At 71.5% G+C, this 15,453-nt stretch carries 17 protein-coding genes and 1 tRNA gene; 8 read left to right on the top strand and 10 right to left on the bottom strand.

Going from position 1 to position 15,453, the window contains the following annotated elements; genetic code table 11:
• Window positions 1-30 precede the first annotated feature (30 nt).
• Both ACWGPE_RS16115 and soxR read right to left on the bottom strand, forming a co-directional pair.
• A complete protein-coding gene (locus ACWGPE_RS16115) occupies window positions 31-948 on the bottom strand; it encodes an aggregation-promoting factor C-terminal-like domain-containing protein (protein WP_452049068.1) in 918 nt (305 codons plus the stop codon).
• Window positions 949-1,195: 247 nt separating this feature from the next.
• Window positions 1,196-1,678 (bottom strand): redox-sensitive transcriptional activator SoxR, encoded by a 483-nt coding sequence (gene soxR / locus ACWGPE_RS16110; protein WP_231431237.1) that lies wholly within the window; start codon window positions 1,676-1,678, stop codon window positions 1,196-1,198.
• Window positions 1,679-1,757: 79 nt separating this feature from the next.
• On the opposite strand from soxR, the gene fdxA reads away from it, so the two are divergent.
• From fdxA to ACWGPE_RS16095, 3 genes are read left to right on the top strand one after another with little or no spacing between them, the layout of a single operon-like run.
• A complete protein-coding gene (gene fdxA / locus ACWGPE_RS16105) occupies window positions 1,758-2,105 on the top strand; it encodes a ferredoxin (RefSeq protein ID WP_231431238.1) in 348 nt (115 codons plus the stop codon).
• Entirely contained in the window at window positions 2,102-2,641 is a 540-nt protein-coding gene (locus ACWGPE_RS16100; RefSeq protein WP_231431239.1) for a flavin reductase family protein, read from the top strand. Before fdxA ends, ACWGPE_RS16100 begins: the two co-directional genes overlap by 4 nt.
• Window positions 2,642-2,691: 50 nt before the next feature.
• Window positions 2,692-3,324: a superoxide dismutase gene (locus ACWGPE_RS16095; protein ID WP_452049067.1), complete on the top strand. Its 633-nt coding sequence runs from the start codon at window positions 2,692-2,694 to the stop codon at window positions 3,322-3,324.
• Between the two features lie 185 nt (window positions 3,325-3,509).
• On the opposite strand, the gene ACWGPE_RS16090 is transcribed toward ACWGPE_RS16095, so the two are convergent.
• The 4 genes from ACWGPE_RS16090 to ACWGPE_RS16075 form a co-directional block, all read right to left on the bottom strand.
• On the bottom strand, window positions 3,510-4,760 hold the full coding sequence (locus tag ACWGPE_RS16090) for a Fic family protein (RefSeq protein ID WP_231431241.1): 1,251 nt from the start codon (window positions 4,758-4,760) through the stop codon (window positions 3,510-3,512).
• A 138-nt stretch (window positions 4,761-4,898) separates the two neighbouring features.
• Window positions 4,899-6,128, bottom strand: coding sequence for a 23S rRNA (adenine(2503)-C(2))-methyltransferase RlmN (gene rlmN / locus ACWGPE_RS16085; RefSeq protein WP_231431242.1), 1,230 nt, complete (start codon window positions 6,126-6,128; stop codon window positions 4,899-4,901).
• A gap of 89 nt (window positions 6,129-6,217) precedes the next feature.
• Entirely contained in the window at window positions 6,218-6,796 is a 579-nt protein-coding gene (locus ACWGPE_RS16080; RefSeq protein WP_452049066.1) for a histidine phosphatase family protein, read from the bottom strand.
• Window positions 6,797-6,880: 84 nt separating this feature from the next.
• Window positions 6,881-7,495 (bottom strand): winged helix-turn-helix transcriptional regulator, encoded by a 615-nt coding sequence (locus tag ACWGPE_RS16075; protein ID WP_275505904.1) that lies wholly within the window; start codon window positions 7,493-7,495, stop codon window positions 6,881-6,883.
• A 108-nt stretch (window positions 7,496-7,603) separates the two neighbouring features.
• On the opposite strand from ACWGPE_RS16075, the gene ACWGPE_RS16070 reads away from it, so the two are divergent.
• On the top strand, window positions 7,604-8,824 hold the full coding sequence (locus tag ACWGPE_RS16070) for a globin domain-containing protein (RefSeq protein ID WP_275505905.1): 1,221 nt from the start codon (window positions 7,604-7,606) through the stop codon (window positions 8,822-8,824).
• Between the two features lie 52 nt (window positions 8,825-8,876).
• On the top strand, window positions 8,877-9,383 hold the full coding sequence (locus tag ACWGPE_RS16065; protein WP_275505906.1) for an O-acetyl-ADP-ribose deacetylase: 507 nt from the start codon (window positions 8,877-8,879) through the stop codon (window positions 9,381-9,383).
• Between the two features lie 3 nt (window positions 9,384-9,386).
• Here ACWGPE_RS16065 and helR read toward each other — a convergent pair whose 3' ends face one another.
• On the bottom strand, window positions 9,387-11,546 hold the full coding sequence (gene helR, locus ACWGPE_RS16060) for an RNA polymerase recycling motor ATPase HelR (RefSeq protein WP_452049065.1): 2,160 nt from the start codon (window positions 11,544-11,546) through the stop codon (window positions 9,387-9,389).
• 342 nt (window positions 11,547-11,888) lie between these two features.
• On the opposite strand from helR, the gene ACWGPE_RS16055 reads away from it, so the two are divergent.
• Together ACWGPE_RS16055 and ACWGPE_RS16050 are read left to right on the top strand one after the other, a co-directional pair.
• Complete coding sequence (locus ACWGPE_RS16055) at window positions 11,889-12,350, top strand: DUF6325 family protein (RefSeq protein WP_231431248.1); 462 nt, start codon at window positions 11,889-11,891, stop codon at window positions 12,348-12,350.
• A 3-nt stretch (window positions 12,351-12,353) separates the two neighbouring features.
• A complete protein-coding gene (locus ACWGPE_RS16050; RefSeq protein ID WP_231431249.1) occupies window positions 12,354-12,518 on the top strand; it encodes a hypothetical protein in 165 nt (54 codons plus the stop codon).
• A 182-nt stretch (window positions 12,519-12,700) separates the two neighbouring features.
• Here the strand turns inward: ACWGPE_RS16050 and ACWGPE_RS16045 are convergent.
• A tRNA-Pro gene (locus ACWGPE_RS16045) sits at window positions 12,701-12,774 on the bottom strand.
• A 136-nt stretch (window positions 12,775-12,910) separates the two neighbouring features.
• On the opposite strand from ACWGPE_RS16045, the gene ACWGPE_RS16040 reads away from it, so the two are divergent.
• Complete coding sequence (locus tag ACWGPE_RS16040; RefSeq protein WP_452049064.1) at window positions 12,911-14,317, top strand: DUF2252 domain-containing protein; 1,407 nt, start codon at window positions 12,911-12,913, stop codon at window positions 14,315-14,317.
• Here ACWGPE_RS16040 and ACWGPE_RS16035 read toward each other — a convergent pair.
• Entirely contained in the window at window positions 14,314-14,982 is a 669-nt protein-coding gene (locus tag ACWGPE_RS16035; RefSeq protein ID WP_452049063.1) for a hypothetical protein, read from the bottom strand. The genes ACWGPE_RS16040 and ACWGPE_RS16035 overlap by 4 nt on opposite strands.
• Entirely contained in the window at window positions 14,979-15,440 is a 462-nt protein-coding gene (locus ACWGPE_RS16030) for a MarR family winged helix-turn-helix transcriptional regulator (protein ID WP_231431252.1), read from the bottom strand. Before ACWGPE_RS16030 ends, ACWGPE_RS16035 begins: the two co-directional genes overlap by 4 nt.
• Between the last annotated feature and the right edge of the window lie 13 nt (window positions 15,441-15,453).

Below are 15,453 nucleotides of genomic sequence, written 5' to 3'. Positions count from 1 at the left end.
CGGTCCTTCCGCGTTCGAGTGGGGGTCGGCTCAGTACCAGCCGGCCGACTCCGACTGATCCCAGGCGCCGCACGGGGTGCCGTACCGATCGGCGATGTAGCCGAGGCCCCAGGCGATCTGGGTCGCGGGGTTCGTCTCCCAGTCGGCACCGGCCGAGCCCATCTTCGAGCCGGGCAGCGCCTGCGGGATGCCGTAGGCCCCCGAGGGGTTCGAGGCGTAGACGTTCCAGCCCGACTCGCGGTCCCAGAGGGCCACGAGGCATCCGAACTGGTCGTCGCCCCAGCCGCGGGCCGCGAGCATGTCGCGCGCGATCGCCTGGGCGCCGCTCGGGTTCGCCGGGCCGGAGGGCCGCGAACCGCCCGGCGACTCCGCCTCGGCCGCGGCGGCCTCTTCCGCGGCGGCCTTCTCGGCAGCGGCACGGGCAGCGGCCTCGGCTGCGGCCTTCTTCTCGGCCGCGATCTTGTCGGCCTTCGCGATGGCCTGCTTGACCTCGGCCGCGTGGGCCGCGGTCGCGTCGGCGAGTTCGAACACGCGCTCGGGCGCGAGCAGGCGGTAGTCGTCGAGTGCCGCGACCGACGAGGCGAGCTCGGCGGCGTCGGCCTTGCCCTTCGCGGCGGAGATGGTGTCCTTCGCGCCGCTCAGGGTGTCCGTCGCCGTCTTGACGGCGCGCGCCTCGAGGATGTTCGAGTGCGAGCCGAGCTGCTCGACCTTGAGGTCGGTGGCCGCGCTGAGCTCGGCCGTCGCGGCGACGCGCTCGTTCTGGGCGGCGACGGCCGACTGCAGCATGAATCCCGAACCGACGAGGGCGCCGACGGCGACGACGGCGCCGGCTGCGATGACCGGACCCCGGCGCCAGCCGGGGCGGGCACGCCGCGCTCGGCGGCTCAGACCGGGTTCGTTCTCGGGGGAATTGTCAGGGGTGTTCAGGGAGGAAGGCTGGTTCTGCATGACTTTCACGTGGGCGGCCTGCTCGCGCGAGAGCGCGGGCCCGGCCTTCGATCGACGTTCCTCGGACGCGGGGGCGCCCGGGCGAAGTGGCCAGTCTGCCGAGGGGTTCTGGACGGAACCTCACTTCTTCCTGTGAAAGTCATCCGAAACCGAGTCGAACTCAGTATTTATGGGATGCCTCATCACCGTGCCGATTCGATCCCCGACGGAGATCACGCTCGCGCCGGACCGTCGGCCCCTGAAGCGCTCAGTCGACTCCGTCGAGCTCCTCCTCGCCCGATTCGGGGCCGAGTCGGCGCGGGCCCGCACCGTCGTCACCGAGCGCATCGTCGGGATTGAGCAGGCCGCACGCCTTCATCGAGAGGCACCCGCAGCCGATGCATCCGGTGAGCTCGCGCTCGAGCCGTTCGATGCCGAGTCGACGCACCTCGAGCTGCCGCTTCCAGCGGCGCGAGGCACGCTGCCAGTCGTCGTGACTCGGCGTGGTGTCGAGCGGCACGTGCTCGAAGGCCGTCTGCACGTCGCCGAGCGGGATCCCGAGGCGCTTGGCGACGACGATGAGCGAGACTCGGCGCAGCATGTGCCGGGCATACCTGCGCTGGTTGCCGCCGGTACGGTGCGATGCGATGAGGCCGAGCTCCTCGTAGAACCGCAGCGCCGACGGGGCGACGCCCGTTCGGCGGCTCATCTCCCCGACGGTGAGCAGCTCATCGGGCGCGTGCTTCGCCATGGGATTCTCCTCCGATTGGACTTCAAGGGTACTTGAAGTTTTAGGCTTGACCCATGCGTTCCATCTGCGGGGTGATCGCGTGACCTACGTGATCGCCCTTCCCTGCGTCGACGTCAAGGACAAGGCGTGCATCGACGAGTGCCCCGTCGACTGCATCTACGAGGGCGAACGATCCCTCTACATCCACCCCGACGAGTGCGTCGACTGCGGCGCCTGCGAGCCCGTCTGCCCGGTCGAGGCGATCTACTACGAAGACGACCTGCCCGACGAGTGGTCCGACTACTACAAGGCCAACGTCGAGTTCTTCGAGATCGCCCCCGACGGCGCCTCCGCGCTCGGATCGCCGGGCGGCGCCGCCAAGACCGGCGTCCTGCCGTACGACCACCCGGTCGTCGCCGCGCTGGCGCCGCAGGGCGGCCACGAGTGAACGCGGCGCGCCACACCGCCCTCACCGACGAACCGACGCCCTCCGAGGTCACTGCCGAGGCCTTCAAGGCGGCGTTCCGCGTGCACCCCGCCGGCGTCGCGCTCGTCTCGGCGGCGACCGCGACCGGCCCGGTCGGACTCACCGCGTCGAGCGTCGCCTCCGTGGCCGCCGATCCGCCCGTGCTGTCGTTCTCGGTGACCCGGGCGACCGGTTCGGCGGGAGCACTGCTCGGCGCCGACTCCTTCGTCGTGCACCTGCTCGCCGACCACCAGGTCGACCTCGCGCGGGCCTTCGCCAGATCGGGGGCGCCCCGATTCACGCCGGAGCAGGGTTGGAGCCGGCTCCCGACCGGCGAGCCCGTCCTGCCCGAGGCGCGAGCGGCGCTGCGCTGCCGAGCGCTGCAGCTCGTGCCCGTGGGAAGCTCGACCCTGGTGCTCGCCGAGGTGCTCGAGGTGCACGGGGGCTCCGACGCTCCCCCGCTCGTGTACCACGATCGACGGTTCCACCGCCTCGACCACGAGGCATCCGAACTCTGAACCAGGCCGCCGGCGACCGCAGGCGGCGACACCGAAGAAGGAGACACGCAATGTCGACGTACACCCTGCCCGACCTGCCGTACGACTACGCGGCCCTCGCGCCCCACATCTCGGCGACGATCATGGAGCTGCACCACTCGAAGCACCACCAGGCCTACGTGACGGGCGCCAACACCGCCCTCGAGCAGCTCGCGGAGGCGCGCGCGAAGGGGGAGCTCGCGAACGTCAACAAGCTCGAGAAGGACCTCGCGTTCAACCTCGGCGGCCACATCAACCACAGCGTGTTCTGGCAGAACATGTCGCCCGACGGCGGCGGCTCCCCCGAGGGCGAACTGTCGGCGGCGATCGACGACGCGTTCGGCTCGTTCGACGCGTTCCGCGCGCACTTCACGGCGACGGCGCTCGGCGTGCAGGGCTCGGGCTGGTCGGTGCTCGCCTGGGACTCGGTCGGCGCGCGCCCCGTCGTGTTCCAGCTCTTCGACCAGCAGGGCAACGCCCCGCTCGGCGTCACCCCGCTGCTGCAGCTCGACGTGTGGGAGCACGCCTATTACCTCGACTACGAGAACGTCCGCGCCGACTACGTGAAGGCCTTCTGGGAGATCGTGAACTGGGCCGACGTCGCGGCCCGCTTCGACCGCGCACGCTCGGCGACGAGCGGCCTGATCGTGCCGGGTGCCGCCTGAGCACGCCCGCACCGCGTCCGCCGAGGCGCCGGCGACGCCGGCGCCTCTCGGCGGCGCTGCTCGCCGTGCAGCTGCGCCGGTGGGGGCTCGTCGGCATCATCGTGCTCGTCGCGATCGGCACCCTGATCGCCGCACTGCAGGGCCGCTGACGCCCGACCTCGGTGACCGTCGCGGCCGACCGCGGCTCAGGCCGGCCGTGGCGGCCCGAGCCGCGGCGCGCGGTCGCGGGTGTCGCCGCCGCCGACCCGGTTGCTGCGCTCGGTGAGCGAGACGAGCGCGAGGTGGCGGTCTGCCGTCCAGCAGATGAGGCGGCCCTTCTGGTCCTTGTTGCGTCCGAGCACCCCGGCATCGGCGAGTTCCGCCAGGGCGCGCTGGGCGGCGGCCTTCGAGACGCCGTGACGGGTCGCGACGTGGTCGATCGTCTGCACCGGCTCGGCGGCGAGATCGCCGAGCACCTTCAGCACGACCGCGTCGCTGCGCGGGACGGCCGGCGAGGCGCCGCGCGCTCGGCGGCTCTCGACGAGCTGCCGGGTCAGTTCCTCGTCGAGGCGGTCGAGCTCGTCGGCGAGGCGGACGGCGTTGCCGGCGGCGAGCTCGGCCGCGTGCGCGAAGCCGATGATCCAGTCGTCGAGCGCGGGCGGGTCGGCGCGGAAGGCGGTGAGCCCCGCGAGATAGGCGTTCGTGTCGCCGGCGAACACGGTGCTGATCGGCACGAGCACGTTGCGCACCGCGTCGGCCCGCCGCAGCACCGTGTGGATGATGGCGCGACCGGTGCGGCCGTTGCCGTCGATGAACGGGTGGATCGTCTCGAACTGCGCGTGGGCGATCGCCGCACGCACGACCGGGTTCCCGTCGGTCGCCGTGACGAACCGGGCGAGATCGTCGACGAGGCGGGGCACCTCGGACTCGGGCGGCGGCACGAAGTCGGCGCGGAGCGGGCTCCACCCTGTGCCGCCCACCCAGTTCTGCTCGGTGCGAAGGCCGGGCGCGAGCGTCGGCTCGATCAGGTGCTGCAGCCGTTCGAGGTCGGCGGCGGTGACGGCCCGCTCGCGATCGGCGAGCTCGTCGATCGCGCGCTCGGTCGCGCGCACGTTCGCCACGACGTCGAGCGCGACCTTCGGCCCTGCCTCGAGCAGCTCGGCGATCGCGAGCCGCTTCGGCGTGATGCGGTTGCCCTCGATCCACGACGACGAGATGCTCTCGGAACGGATGAGCAGGTGGTTGAGGTACCTGCCCCGCGCGCCGATCCGTTCGTCGGCGCGCGCGAGCACGGCGAGCGCGTCTTCGGCGGCCCGGCGGGCGGCGCCGCCCGGCTCGGGCAGGCCCTCACCGAGCTCGTCGGGCACGTAGGCGAGGAATCGGCCCGGCTCGCGGTCCCGCCGGCTGAGGTGCCCGGCGTCGCTCGGGTGCCAGGTGCGTTCGACGAATCGGCTCATGGCGCCCTCCATCCGTCGACGATCGATCAGTATTTCAACTTTAGGTCATCTAAAGTTGAAATACTACGTCGGATGCCTCGGCTGTCCGCCGACCCAGCCGGATCGTCCGCGGCATCCGCACCGCCGGAACCACGCCGCCTAGGCGTCGGCCGCCGCGAGCTGCCCGCAGGCGCCGTCGATCTCCTTGCCGCGGGTGTCGCGGATGGTCGTCGGGATGCCGGCCGCCTCGAGCCGGCGCACGAACTCCTGCTGCACGTCCGTGTCGGAGGCCGTCCAGATGGAGCCCGGCGTCGGGTTCAGCGGAATCGGGTTGACGTGCACCCAGCCGCGACCGCGCTCGTTGAGCTTCTCCGCGAGCAGATCGGCGCGCCAGCCGTGGTCGTTCATGTCCTTGATGAGGGCGTACTCGATCGAGACGCGACGACCGGTCTTGTCGAAGTAGGCACGGGCGGCGTCGAGCGCCTCGTCGACCTTCCAGCGCGAGTTCACGGGGATGAGCTCGTCGCGCAACTGGTCGTCGGGGGCGTGCAGGCTGAGCGCGAACGTCACGGGGAGGTCTTCGTCGGCGAGCTTCCTGATGGCCGGCACGAGACCGACGGTCGAGACCGTCACGCCTCGTGCCGACATGCCGAGCCCCTCGGGCGCGGGCGCGAGCATCGTGCGCACCGCCGACATGAGCCGGGCGTAGTTCGCGAGCGGCTCCCCCATGCCCATGAACACGATGTTCGAGACGCGATCGGGCGTGTGGTCGCCCTTCTTGCGACCGCCGAGCTCTCCGCGTGCGAGGGCGGCGTTCGCCAGCACGACCTGCTCGACGATCTCGGCCGCCGACATGTTGCGCGTCAGGCCAGCCTGCCCGGTCGCGCAGAACGGGCAGTTCATGCCGCAACCGGCCTGGCTCGAGACGCACAGCGTGATTCGGCCCGGGTAGCGCATGAGCACGGACTCCACGAGGGCGCCGTCGTGCAGCTTCCACAGGAACTTGATCGTGTCGCCGTTGTCGGTCGTGAACCGGCGGACCTCGGTGAGGAGCTTCGGCAGCACCGTCGTGACGAGCTCGTCGCGCGAGGCCGCGGGCAGGTCGCTCATCTCGGCCGGGTCGTTCGTGTGGTGCACGAAGTAGTGCGTGGCGAGCTGCGCGGCGCGATAGCCCGGGAAGCCGAGCTCGGCGACGTGCGCCTTGCGGTCGGCCGGCGCGATGTCGGCGAGGTGCACGGGCGGCTTGCCGCGCTTGGGCGAGGCGAACTGCAGCATCGGCCGCCCGTCGGGGCCCTTCTTCTGCTCCCAGCCTTCGGTGGCCGGGCGCACCTGGCGAGGTTTCGTGGGGCGCACCGCAGCGGCGGCGGTCTGGTCGGTCGAGTTCGTCACCTCTCAAGGGTACGCGGCCCGGTCGGGCGAACGCTGGATGCCTCGTGGGATGCGCCGTCGGTATCGCCTCCCGATCATCGTCCCGCGCGTCAGGCGAGGTGCCCCGTGTCGTTGAAGGAGAGCACGCGAGGCTCGCGGTCGGACTGCCACTGCAGCACGGTCAGCGAGGCGTTCGAGACGGGGAGGCTGATCCATCGCCAGGCCGGGGCATCGAGCACGGACCGCACGAACCAGCCCACGACGAAGGCGTGGGTGATCGCGACCACGGTGCGATCCTGGTCGCCGATCGCGCTCAATGACCGGACGGCGGCGTCGAGACGACGCCCGTCGGGGTCGTGCTCGTCGGCGGGCACGTCGCGCAGGAGACGGTGGTACCGCTCGGGCACCGCCGAGAGGTCCTCGGGAACGGCGGTGCGATCCTCGACGTCGTCGCTCGCTCGGCTCGCCCAGCCGGCGTGCGCCGTCGCGACGATCGCGGCCGTGGCGGCGGCACGACGGCGCGAGCTGTGGAGCAGGACGTCGTCGTGGACATCGACTCGCATCGCCGAGAGTCGACGGGCGAGTGCGGCGGCCTGAAGCTCGCCGCGGGGCGACAGGCCCGGATCCGCACGCTCGTCATCGACGGCGGCCTCGGCGTGGCGGATCAGGTACAGGGTCGTCGTCGGCATGCCCCCACGATTCCACACCGCCGCGGTGGGGACTCCGGCCGCTCCGGTCTCGACACGACGAGGACTCGCGCAGGGTCGGCGGTGTCAGTCCGCCTCGCGGCGCGCAAGCGCGACCTTGCAGCGATGATCGGTGACGAACGGCTGGAGACCCTTGAGGGCGAGCGGACCACCGGTCTGGCGGAGCACGTCGCCGACGAGGCGAGCGTGCACCGAGCAGACGAGCGCCATGTCGTCGTCGATGAGATCGTGGTAGCGGCACGGCGCGAGTTCGAAGGAGAGCTCGGCCTCGTCGACCGCGGGCTCGAGCCCCGCGTCGTCGAGGTGCTCGTAGAGCACGTCGAGTTGCATGCGGGCGTCCTCGTCGAGGTCGCCGTCGATCACGCCCGTCGTGGCGCGCAGGAGGGCACCTCGCCGCCGCGCCCCCGCGATGCGCTCCCCCGCGACCGCGCTCGTCGCGGCATCCTGCACCGGATGGAAGCCGATCGGCGGTCGCCCGCGCGACTGCGTCGGCACGGCCACGCCGCGGATGAGGCCCTCGCGCTCGAGGACCTGCAGGTGATCGCGCACCGTGTTCGTCGCGATCCCGCTCTCCTCGGCGAGTTCGCTCGCACGGCGGCCGGGTTCGCGCTGGATGGCTCGGAGCAGGCGGATGCGGCTCGGCTGCGTGAGACCGCGGAAGTCTCCGACTCGACGTGGCACCCAGCAATTCTACGTCCTGTCGAATTAAACCGGTGGAACGGCGAGCGCACGCCGCGGCACGGTTCGAGACTCGGAGGGACGCGTTCTGTCGAATCTGGAAGGTACGTCATGCAGCTCTCTGCCGAGTCCGAAGCCATCGTCCGCGCGACCGCCGGCGTGGTCGCCGAGCACGCCGAGGAGATCACCAGGGTGTTCTACCCGGCCATGTTCGCCGCGCACCCCGAACTCCTGCGCGTCTTCAATCGCGCGAACCAGGCGATCGGCGAGCAGCCCAAGGCGCTCGCCGCCTCGGTCGTCGCGTTCGCCGTTCAGCTCATCGATCCCGACGCTCCCGATTTCACCCCGGTGATGCGGCGCATCGCGCACAAGCACGTCTCGCTGGGCATCACGGCCCGTCAGTACACGATCGTGGGCAAGCACCTGCTCGATGCGGTCGGTGCCGTGCTCGGCGACGCGGTCACCCCCGATGTGCGCGCGGCATGGGACGAGGTGTACTGGCTGTTCGGCTGCTCACTGATCGCGGAGGAGGCGAAGCTGTACGCGCTCGGGGGAACCGACCCCGAACACCCGTGGCGGAGCTACCGAGTGGTCGAGCGCTTCGAGGAGTCCGACGGGGTCTTCTCGCTCGTACTGGCACCCGTCGAGGGCGTCGTGCCCGGTCATCGCACCGGGCAGTACGTCGCGATCGCCGTCGACCTGCCCGACGGCTCGCGACAGCCGCGGCAGTACACGATCTCGTCCGGCCCTCGCGGGGACTCGCTGCGGGTCACCATCAAGCGCGTGCTCGGGGTCGACGGCGCGCCCGACGGACAGGTCTCGGGCTGGCTGCACGAGCACGCACGACCCGGCACGATCCTCGATGTCTCGCAGCCGGCGGGCGATGTGGTGCTCGACGACTCGGACGCCCCGCTCGTGCTCGTCTCGGCGGGCATCGGCATCACGCCGATCGCGGCGATCCTCGAGGACCTGTCGCGCACGCAGCCGCACCGCACGGTGCGCCTGTTCCACGCCGATCGCGCGCACGACACGCATGCGCTGTATCCGTCCCTCCGCCGACAGGTGCTCGCCATGGACGACGCCCGCGCTCAGAACTGGTACGAGCGCGACGCCGCCGACGCCCCGACGCTGCACCCGGCCCTGCCGGGCCTGATGGACCTCGGCGACGTCGAGCTGCCCGACGGGTCGACCGTGTTCATGTGCGGGCCGCTTCCGTTCATGCGCGCGATGCGCGAGACGCTCATGGCCCGCGGCATCCCGAGCGAGCAGATCCAGTACGAGGTGTTCGGCCCCGACCTGTGGGCGCAGAACCCGGCCGCCGTCCCGGCCTGATCCCGCACCGGGCGGCCTCGCACGAACGGGCCGCCCGGTGCAGACTGGGTGCATGGCCGTCGTCATCGCCGTACTCGGCGACATCACGGAACAGCACGTCGACGCGATCGTCAACGCGGCGAACAACGCGATGCGCGGTGGCGGCGGCGTCGACGGCGCGATCCACCGCGCCGGCGGCCCGGCGATCCTCGACGACTGCATCGCACGTTTCCCGTACGGCCTTGCGACCGGCGACGCGGGGTGGACGACCGCCGGGGTGCTCCCGGCGACCTGGGTCGTGCACACCGTCGGCCCCGACCACCGCTCCGGCGAGCGCGATCGTTCGCTCCTCGAGTCGTGCTACCGGCGCTCGCTCTCCGTCGCCGACGAGCTCGGCGTCCGCTCGATCGCGTTCCCGCTGGTCAGCGCCGGCGTCTACGGCTGGCCGCTCGACGATGCGATCGCGGTCGCGGTCGAGACGATCGAGGCGGCGGAGACCCGCGTCGACGAGGCGCGGCTCGTCACCCGCGATCCCGGGACGTTCGAACGGATCCGTGCGGCCCTCGCCGAACGCGGTTGACGGTCAGCCGCTCGTGAGGACGACGAGCTGCCTGGTCGTCCTCGTCATCGCGACGTAGCGGTCGACCGCGCCCTCGACGCCGTCACCGTCGCCGAAGCGATCGGGGTCGACGAGGACGACGAGGTCGAACTCGAGTCCCTTCGAAAGCTCGGGCGTGAGTGAGCGCACACGCGAAGTTCCGACGAAATCGGGCGCCCCGATCACGCACGCCGTGCCCTCGGGCTGCCCGGCGAGCCCGCGTTCGAGCACCGCGCCGAGTTCGCCGATCGAGCCGTACGAGACCGGCACGCCGCTGCGCCGGATCGACGTCGGCACGTTCGCATCCGGCAATGCGGCTCGGATGACCGGCTCCGCGACCGCCATCACCTCCTCCGGCGTGCGGTAGTTGATGCCGAGCGAGGCGAGCCGCGTGTTCGTGAGACCGAGGCGGGCGAGCCGATCGCTCCAGGTCTCGGTGAACCCGTGCCGGGCCTGCGCCCTGTCACCCACGATCGTGAGGCTGCGCGACGGACAACGGGCGAGCACCATCTGCCACTCGGCGTCGGTGAGCTCCTGCGCCTCGTCGACGACGATGTGCGCGAACGGCCCCGCGAGCAGTTCGGGATCGGTGCGCGGCCGGCTGTCGACATCGTCGGCGAGCGTGTTCGCGACGTCCTGGCCGCGCAGCATCGACATGATCAGCATCTCGGAGTCGTCGGCCGCGATGAGCTCGTCGCGCACCCGTTCGCGCTGCTCGAGCTCGGCGGCCGCCGCGAGCCGCTGCCTTCTCCGGCGACGGGTCGCCTCGGGATCGCCGATGCGACGGCGGGCAGCATCGAGCAGCGGCAGGTCGGCCGCGGTCCATGCCCGGGGCTCGTCACGCTGCAGGCGCGCCACCTGCGTCGGCGTGAGCCACGGTGCGCAGCGCTCGAGATAGGCGGGCACCGCCCAGAGGTCGGCGACGACGCCGGCCGGGTCGAGCAGCGGCCAGGCGCGGTTGAACACGCGCACGAGCTCCTCGTCCTGCTCGACCGCCCGCCGGACGAGGGCCGCCGGCACCTCGTCGTCGCCGACCTGGTCGACGAGGATCTCGACGAGCGCCTCCCACACCTCGGTCCGGCCGTCGTTGTGCGGCGTGCCGGCCTCGGGAGCGTGGAACGCCTCCGACCAGTCGGCGGCGGTCAGGATCGGTTCCGCCCACGGGGTCTCGACGACGAGCTCGTCGGCGGGCGGTCGCTCGTAGGCCCTGACGGCCGACTCGATCGCACCGACGAGTTCAGCCGTCGCCTTCAGGCGCGCCGTCTCGGGGTCGCGCTCGGGTACCGCGCCCGCGCCCTCGTCGACGAGGTCCCGCAGCGTCGCCATCTGCACGCCCTCCTCGCCGAGGCTCGGCAGCACATCGTCGACGTACGACATGTATGCGTGACTCGGGCCGACGAACAGCACCCCGCCGCGCCGGGCGTCGAGCCGCGGGTCGGAGTAGAGCAGGTAGGCGGCACGGTGCAGCGCGACGACGGTCTTGCCGGTCCCGGGCCCCCCGTCGACGACGAGCGCACCGCGCGACCCCGCGCGGATGATCGCGTCCTGGTCGGCCTGGATGGTGCCGAGGACGTCGCGCATGCGGGGCGAACGGCTCGCTCCGAGGCTCGCGATGAACGCGGACTGGTCGTCGGGCGCGAGCCCGCCCGCGTGCTCGCCGGGCGTGAACACCTCGTCCCAGTAGTCGGTGATGCGGCCTCGGGTCCAGCGGTATCGCCGTCGGCTCGAGAGCCCCATCGGGTCGCCGTGCGTCGCCCCGAAGAACGGTTCGGCGGCGGGGGCCCGCCAGTCGATGAGCAGCGGTTCGCCGTCGTCGGCGCTCAGCCCCGCTCGTCCGACGTAGACGGGCTCGCGGCCGTCTGTTCCGACCATTCGGCCGAGGCACAGGTCGAGACCGAAGCGCCGCAGCAGTCGCAGCCGGCCGCTCAGGCGGTGGATCTCGAGGTCCCGATCGAGTCCGGCCTGCCCGCCCCGGGCGGGTGCGGCGCGCAGTTCGGCGAGCCGGGACTCGGCCTCTGCGACCTGCGCGTCGAGGCGCTCGGCGATGCGCGCGAAGTGCCGCACGTCGACGGCGATCGATTCGGGCGCCGCCTTGGCGGCGAGGCGGTCGGGCAGGGCGAAGACGTCGGTGGACGAGAGGGTCAAATGCGCGCTCCAGATCGGCGGAAAGCGTCCATCATGACCCCGACGGGGGCCCTTGCCGCAAGCCCCCCTCCCCCGGATAGACTGGACGTGGCGGGACGGGGTCCCGCCATTCGCATGCCGGCGACGCCCGGGGCTGCGGCCCTCGGCGAGTATCGCACCGACGCCACCTGCTCCCGATGCATCCGCCGCGCACCCGAGCCGACATCGGCGCACACCGCCGAGACCGCCGAGACCTGCGCGCGCGATTCACGCAGTTCACGTGATGCCGCGCGGCGAGCGCGCGCCCTTTGATGGACTCGCACCCCTCAACGAGGCGGTGCGACCGACGAAGGGAGCCGGCACGTGTCGGAACAGACCACTGAGGACCTCGACCTCACCGAGGAAGAACTGGGGCCGATCGACTACATCGTCGTCGAGTTCCCGGCGGGGGCGACCCGATTGACGGGCGAGGCCGCCGCCGAGCTCGCAGCGCTCGTCGCGTCCGAGACGATCCGGGTGCTCGACCTCGTCGTCGTGCACAAGCGCGAGGACGGATCGATCGACGTCGACGAATTCGAGGACTTCGAGGACCTCGGCCCGCTCGGCGTCATCGAGGCGTCGCTCGCCGACGTGCTCGCCGAGGCCGACCTCATCGACATCTCGGCGGCGATGGAGCCCGGCAGCGCCGCGGCCGTGCTCGTCTGGGAGAACACGTGGGCCGCCCCGTTCGCGGTGGCCCTGCGCAAGACTGGCGGCCAGCTCATCGCGTCGGGCCGCATCCCCACGCAGGCGCTGATCGCCTCGATGGCGAAAGAAGGAGAGTAGAAGATGCCCATCGGAATCGGACGCGTCGGACGCGTCGGCATGATCGGTCGCCCCGTCGCGCGCACCGCGGCGGTGGTCGGCACGGCGAAGGTCGTCTCGAACGGCATCGACCGGCGACAGGACCGACGACAGGACCGCCGCGAAGATCGGCGCGACCGCCGCTTCTGAGCGGCGCGAGACGAGCGGATGCCTCGGTGGGATGTCGATCCCGCCGAGGCATCCTCATGTCAGCGGTCGACCAGCCGTCGTCACGCGGATCTCGAGGCAGCGCCGTGCAGGTCGACGCCTCACAGCGGTCGCCGGAGACGACGAAGCCCCGGTGAGAATTCATTCTCACCGGGGCATTTGCGTCGGGCTGACAGGATTTGAACCTGCGACCCCTTGACCCCCAGTCAAGTGCGCTACCAAGCTGCGCCACAGCCCGATGCTCCGGCATCTCGCCGAGGCAACTTGACCATCATAGCGGTATCCGGAGGGGTGCTCGTGCACGCGCGCACGTCGACACCTGCACCCCCGCTCGCGGCCTATCCCCCGACGCACGCCTGTGGCACGATCGAGCCATGTCGACGACCGACCCCGTGGGGCGACTCCGCTACGAGCACGGCACGGTCGCTGCGCGCGACTCCTACCGCGAGGCAGGGCGCGAGGCGCGGCAGCATGCGAAGCGCTCGAGGCACGCGCGCTACGAACCGCCCGAGCATCGCGACCCGCTCGGCATCATCGAGCGCCAGAACGCCGACCGGCTGCAGGCGCTCGTGCCGCTCCGCATGGCGCGCATGGCCGAGAGCCCATTCGCGTTCTTCCGCGGCACGGCCGCGCTGCAGGCGGCCGACCTGGCGAGCTCGATCGACACGGGCTTCTTCGTCGTCGCCTGCGGCGATGCGCACATCAGCAACTTCGGCGTCTTCGCCGCGCCCGACCGCAGCCTCGTGTTCGACCTGAACGACTTCGACGAGGCATCGCTCGCCCCGTGGGAGTGGGACCTCAAGCGCCTGGCCACGAGCGTCGTGATCGGCGCCCGGTCGAACGGGTTCGACGACGACACCGGCCGCGAGGCGGCGGCTCACGCGGTCGCGGCCTACCGGCGAAGCATCCACCGCATGACCGACCTCTCCCCCGTCGAGCGGTTCTACCTCCGCGACCTCGGCAACCCCGCCGGCGGCAGGCACGCCAGTTCGCGCCTCGCGATCCGGCGCGTCGTGAAGGACGCGTCCAAGCGCACGTCCGAGCGGGTCGCGGCCAAGATCATGGATCGGGATGCCTCGGGGGCGCCGTTCATCCGCGAGCAGCCGCCCACGCTGACCCACGTGCCCGCCGAGATCGAGGCGCGCCTGGGCGGCATCGTCGAGGACTACCTGCGCACCGTTCCGCCCGACGTCGCGATGCTCATGTCCCAGTACACGGCGACGGATGTCGCTCGCCGAGTCGTCGGCGTGGGCAGCGTCGGCACCCGGTGCTTCATCGTCGTCTTCGCCGGATCGCACGGCGACGTCGTCATCCTGCAGGTCAAGGAGGCGGGCCGGTCGGTGCTCGACGAGTTCGGCGGACTGCGCGATCGCGAAGACCGGCCGCCGTCGGCCCGGATCGACGAACTCACGGGCGGCGCACGGGTGGTCACGCTGCAGCGGATCCTGCAGTCCACCTCCGACCTGTTCCTCGGGCACATCACCGTCGAGGGCCGGGGATACTACGTGCGCCAGTTCCGCGATCTGAACGCCTCGTTCGACCTCGCCGACCTCGATCGACCGGCGTTCTTCGACTACGTCGAGGCCTGCGCGACGAAGCTCGCCCGTGCGCACTCCCAGAGCCCGCGAGCCGGGTTCATCGCCGGATACACGGGCCGGAGCAAACGGTTCGACGAGGCGATCGCCGAGTGGTCGCTCGCGTACGCCGAGCAGTCGCGCGCCGACTACGAGGCCTTCTGCGCGGCGATCGAGGCCGGGCGGTTCCCGGTCGCCGAGCTCTAGAGGTACGTGCGCAACTCGTCCATGAACGCCGTCGGATCGTCGACCCAGATGCGCACCGCGTCGACGAGCTGCGCTCCCCCGGCGGCACCGTGCCCGGGCAGCAGCACCGGGGTGGGCCGCTCGAGCTCGATCTCGATGACGGTCTCGTTGTTGACGCGCAGCAGCAGCATCCGCGCGGCATCCGCACCGTCGCCCGTCTCGACGATCTTCGGGGACTTGGGCTCGTCGACGCGCAGTCGACGCGCCACCGAGGCGATGTCGTCCCATCGCAGCAGCACGTCGGTCTCGAGCCCGGCACGCACCCGGATGCCGGCCGGGCCGACCGTGTGCGGCCGGACGAGGTAGGCGCAGAGGAGCCCGAACATCCACGTGAGCCCCCAGATGCCGAGCACGAGGAGGGGAATGCGCACGGCCGGCCAGCGATGCACGACGAGATCGAAGATCGGGATCTCCACCGCCGACAGCACGATGAAGATGATGAGCACCGTCAGCACCGGCCGGTGGTAGCCGAACCCCGCGCCGCCGCGCTCGATCGCGGGGCGCCGGGCGATGAATCGCCCGATGCTCGCGTAGATGGCGAGTTCCATTCGAAGCGCCCGCTTCACGACCTCCCAGGCGCCGCGCAGGCCGGAGGCCGCGCGGTCGGTGCCCACCGCGGTGCTCACGACGCACCCGCCGGGCCGTCGGCCGCCTCCGCGACGAGGTCGCGGAGGCGCTCGGCGATGGCGGTGATGCCGCGCTCGAGCGCCGCCCGGTCGCCCGGCGCGACCGCGCCGAGCAGATCGGCCGTGAGGTCGGCATGCTCCTGCTGCATGTTCGCCATCAGTGTCGCTGCGGATGGCTCGAGCGAGACGACGATCGCCCGGCGATCATGCGGATGGGGCGAACGCAGGACGTATCCGCCCGCCTCGAGCGCATCGACGAGGCCCGTGACGTTGCGGGGGCTCACCTCGAGCCGGGCCGCGAGCGCGTGCTGGGTCGAGGGGCCGTTCGCCGCGAGATCCCAGAGCACCCGCACGCGCGAGGGCGTGAGCGGGGTGCCCGCGAACGCGCGCGCCATGTCCTTCTGGAAGAGTTCGCTCACCTCCAGGAGGCGATCGAGCACGGTGATCTCGGGCGTCATATCGTGAGTCTAC

It is taken from the genome of Agromyces sp. NPDC055658 (assembly GCF_053618155.1).
The sequence above is the reverse complement of the archived record's forward strand: the minus strand, read 5'-3'. Positions and strand labels throughout refer to the sequence as shown.

What these genes read in the sequence shown, in the direction of transcription:
- ACWGPE_RS16095 (WP_452049067.1), top strand. Translation starts at nt 2,692, where the DNA reads ATGTCGACGTACACCCTGCCCGACCTGCCGTACGACTACGCGGCCCTC.
- ACWGPE_RS16040 (WP_452049064.1), top strand. Translation starts at nt 12,911, where the DNA reads ATGTCGACGACCGACCCCGTGGGGCGACTCCGCTACGAGCACGGCACG.
- soxR (WP_231431237.1), bottom strand. Translation starts at nt 1,678, where the DNA reads ATGGCGAAGCACGCGCCCGATGAGCTGCTCACCGTCGGGGAGATGAGC.
- ACWGPE_RS16030 (WP_231431252.1), bottom strand. Translation starts at nt 15,440, where the DNA reads ATGACGCCCGAGATCACCGTGCTCGATCGCCTCCTGGAGGTGAGCGAA.
- ACWGPE_RS16065 (WP_275505906.1), top strand. Translation starts at nt 8,877, where the DNA reads ATGGCCGTCGTCATCGCCGTACTCGGCGACATCACGGAACAGCACGTC.
- ACWGPE_RS16090 (WP_231431241.1), bottom strand. Translation starts at nt 4,760, where the DNA reads ATGAGCCGATTCGTCGAACGCACCTGGCACCCGAGCGACGCCGGGCAC.
- ACWGPE_RS16080 (WP_452049066.1), bottom strand. Translation starts at nt 6,796, where the DNA reads ATGCCGACGACGACCCTGTACCTGATCCGCCACGCCGAGGCCGCCGTC.
- ACWGPE_RS16115 (WP_452049068.1), bottom strand. Translation starts at nt 948, where the DNA reads ATGCAGAACCAGCCTTCCTCCCTGAACACCCCTGACAATTCCCCCGAG.
- ACWGPE_RS16050 (WP_231431249.1), top strand. Translation starts at nt 12,354, where the DNA reads ATGCCCATCGGAATCGGACGCGTCGGACGCGTCGGCATGATCGGTCGC.
- ACWGPE_RS16070 (WP_275505905.1), top strand. Translation starts at nt 7,604, where the DNA reads ATGCAGCTCTCTGCCGAGTCCGAAGCCATCGTCCGCGCGACCGCCGGC.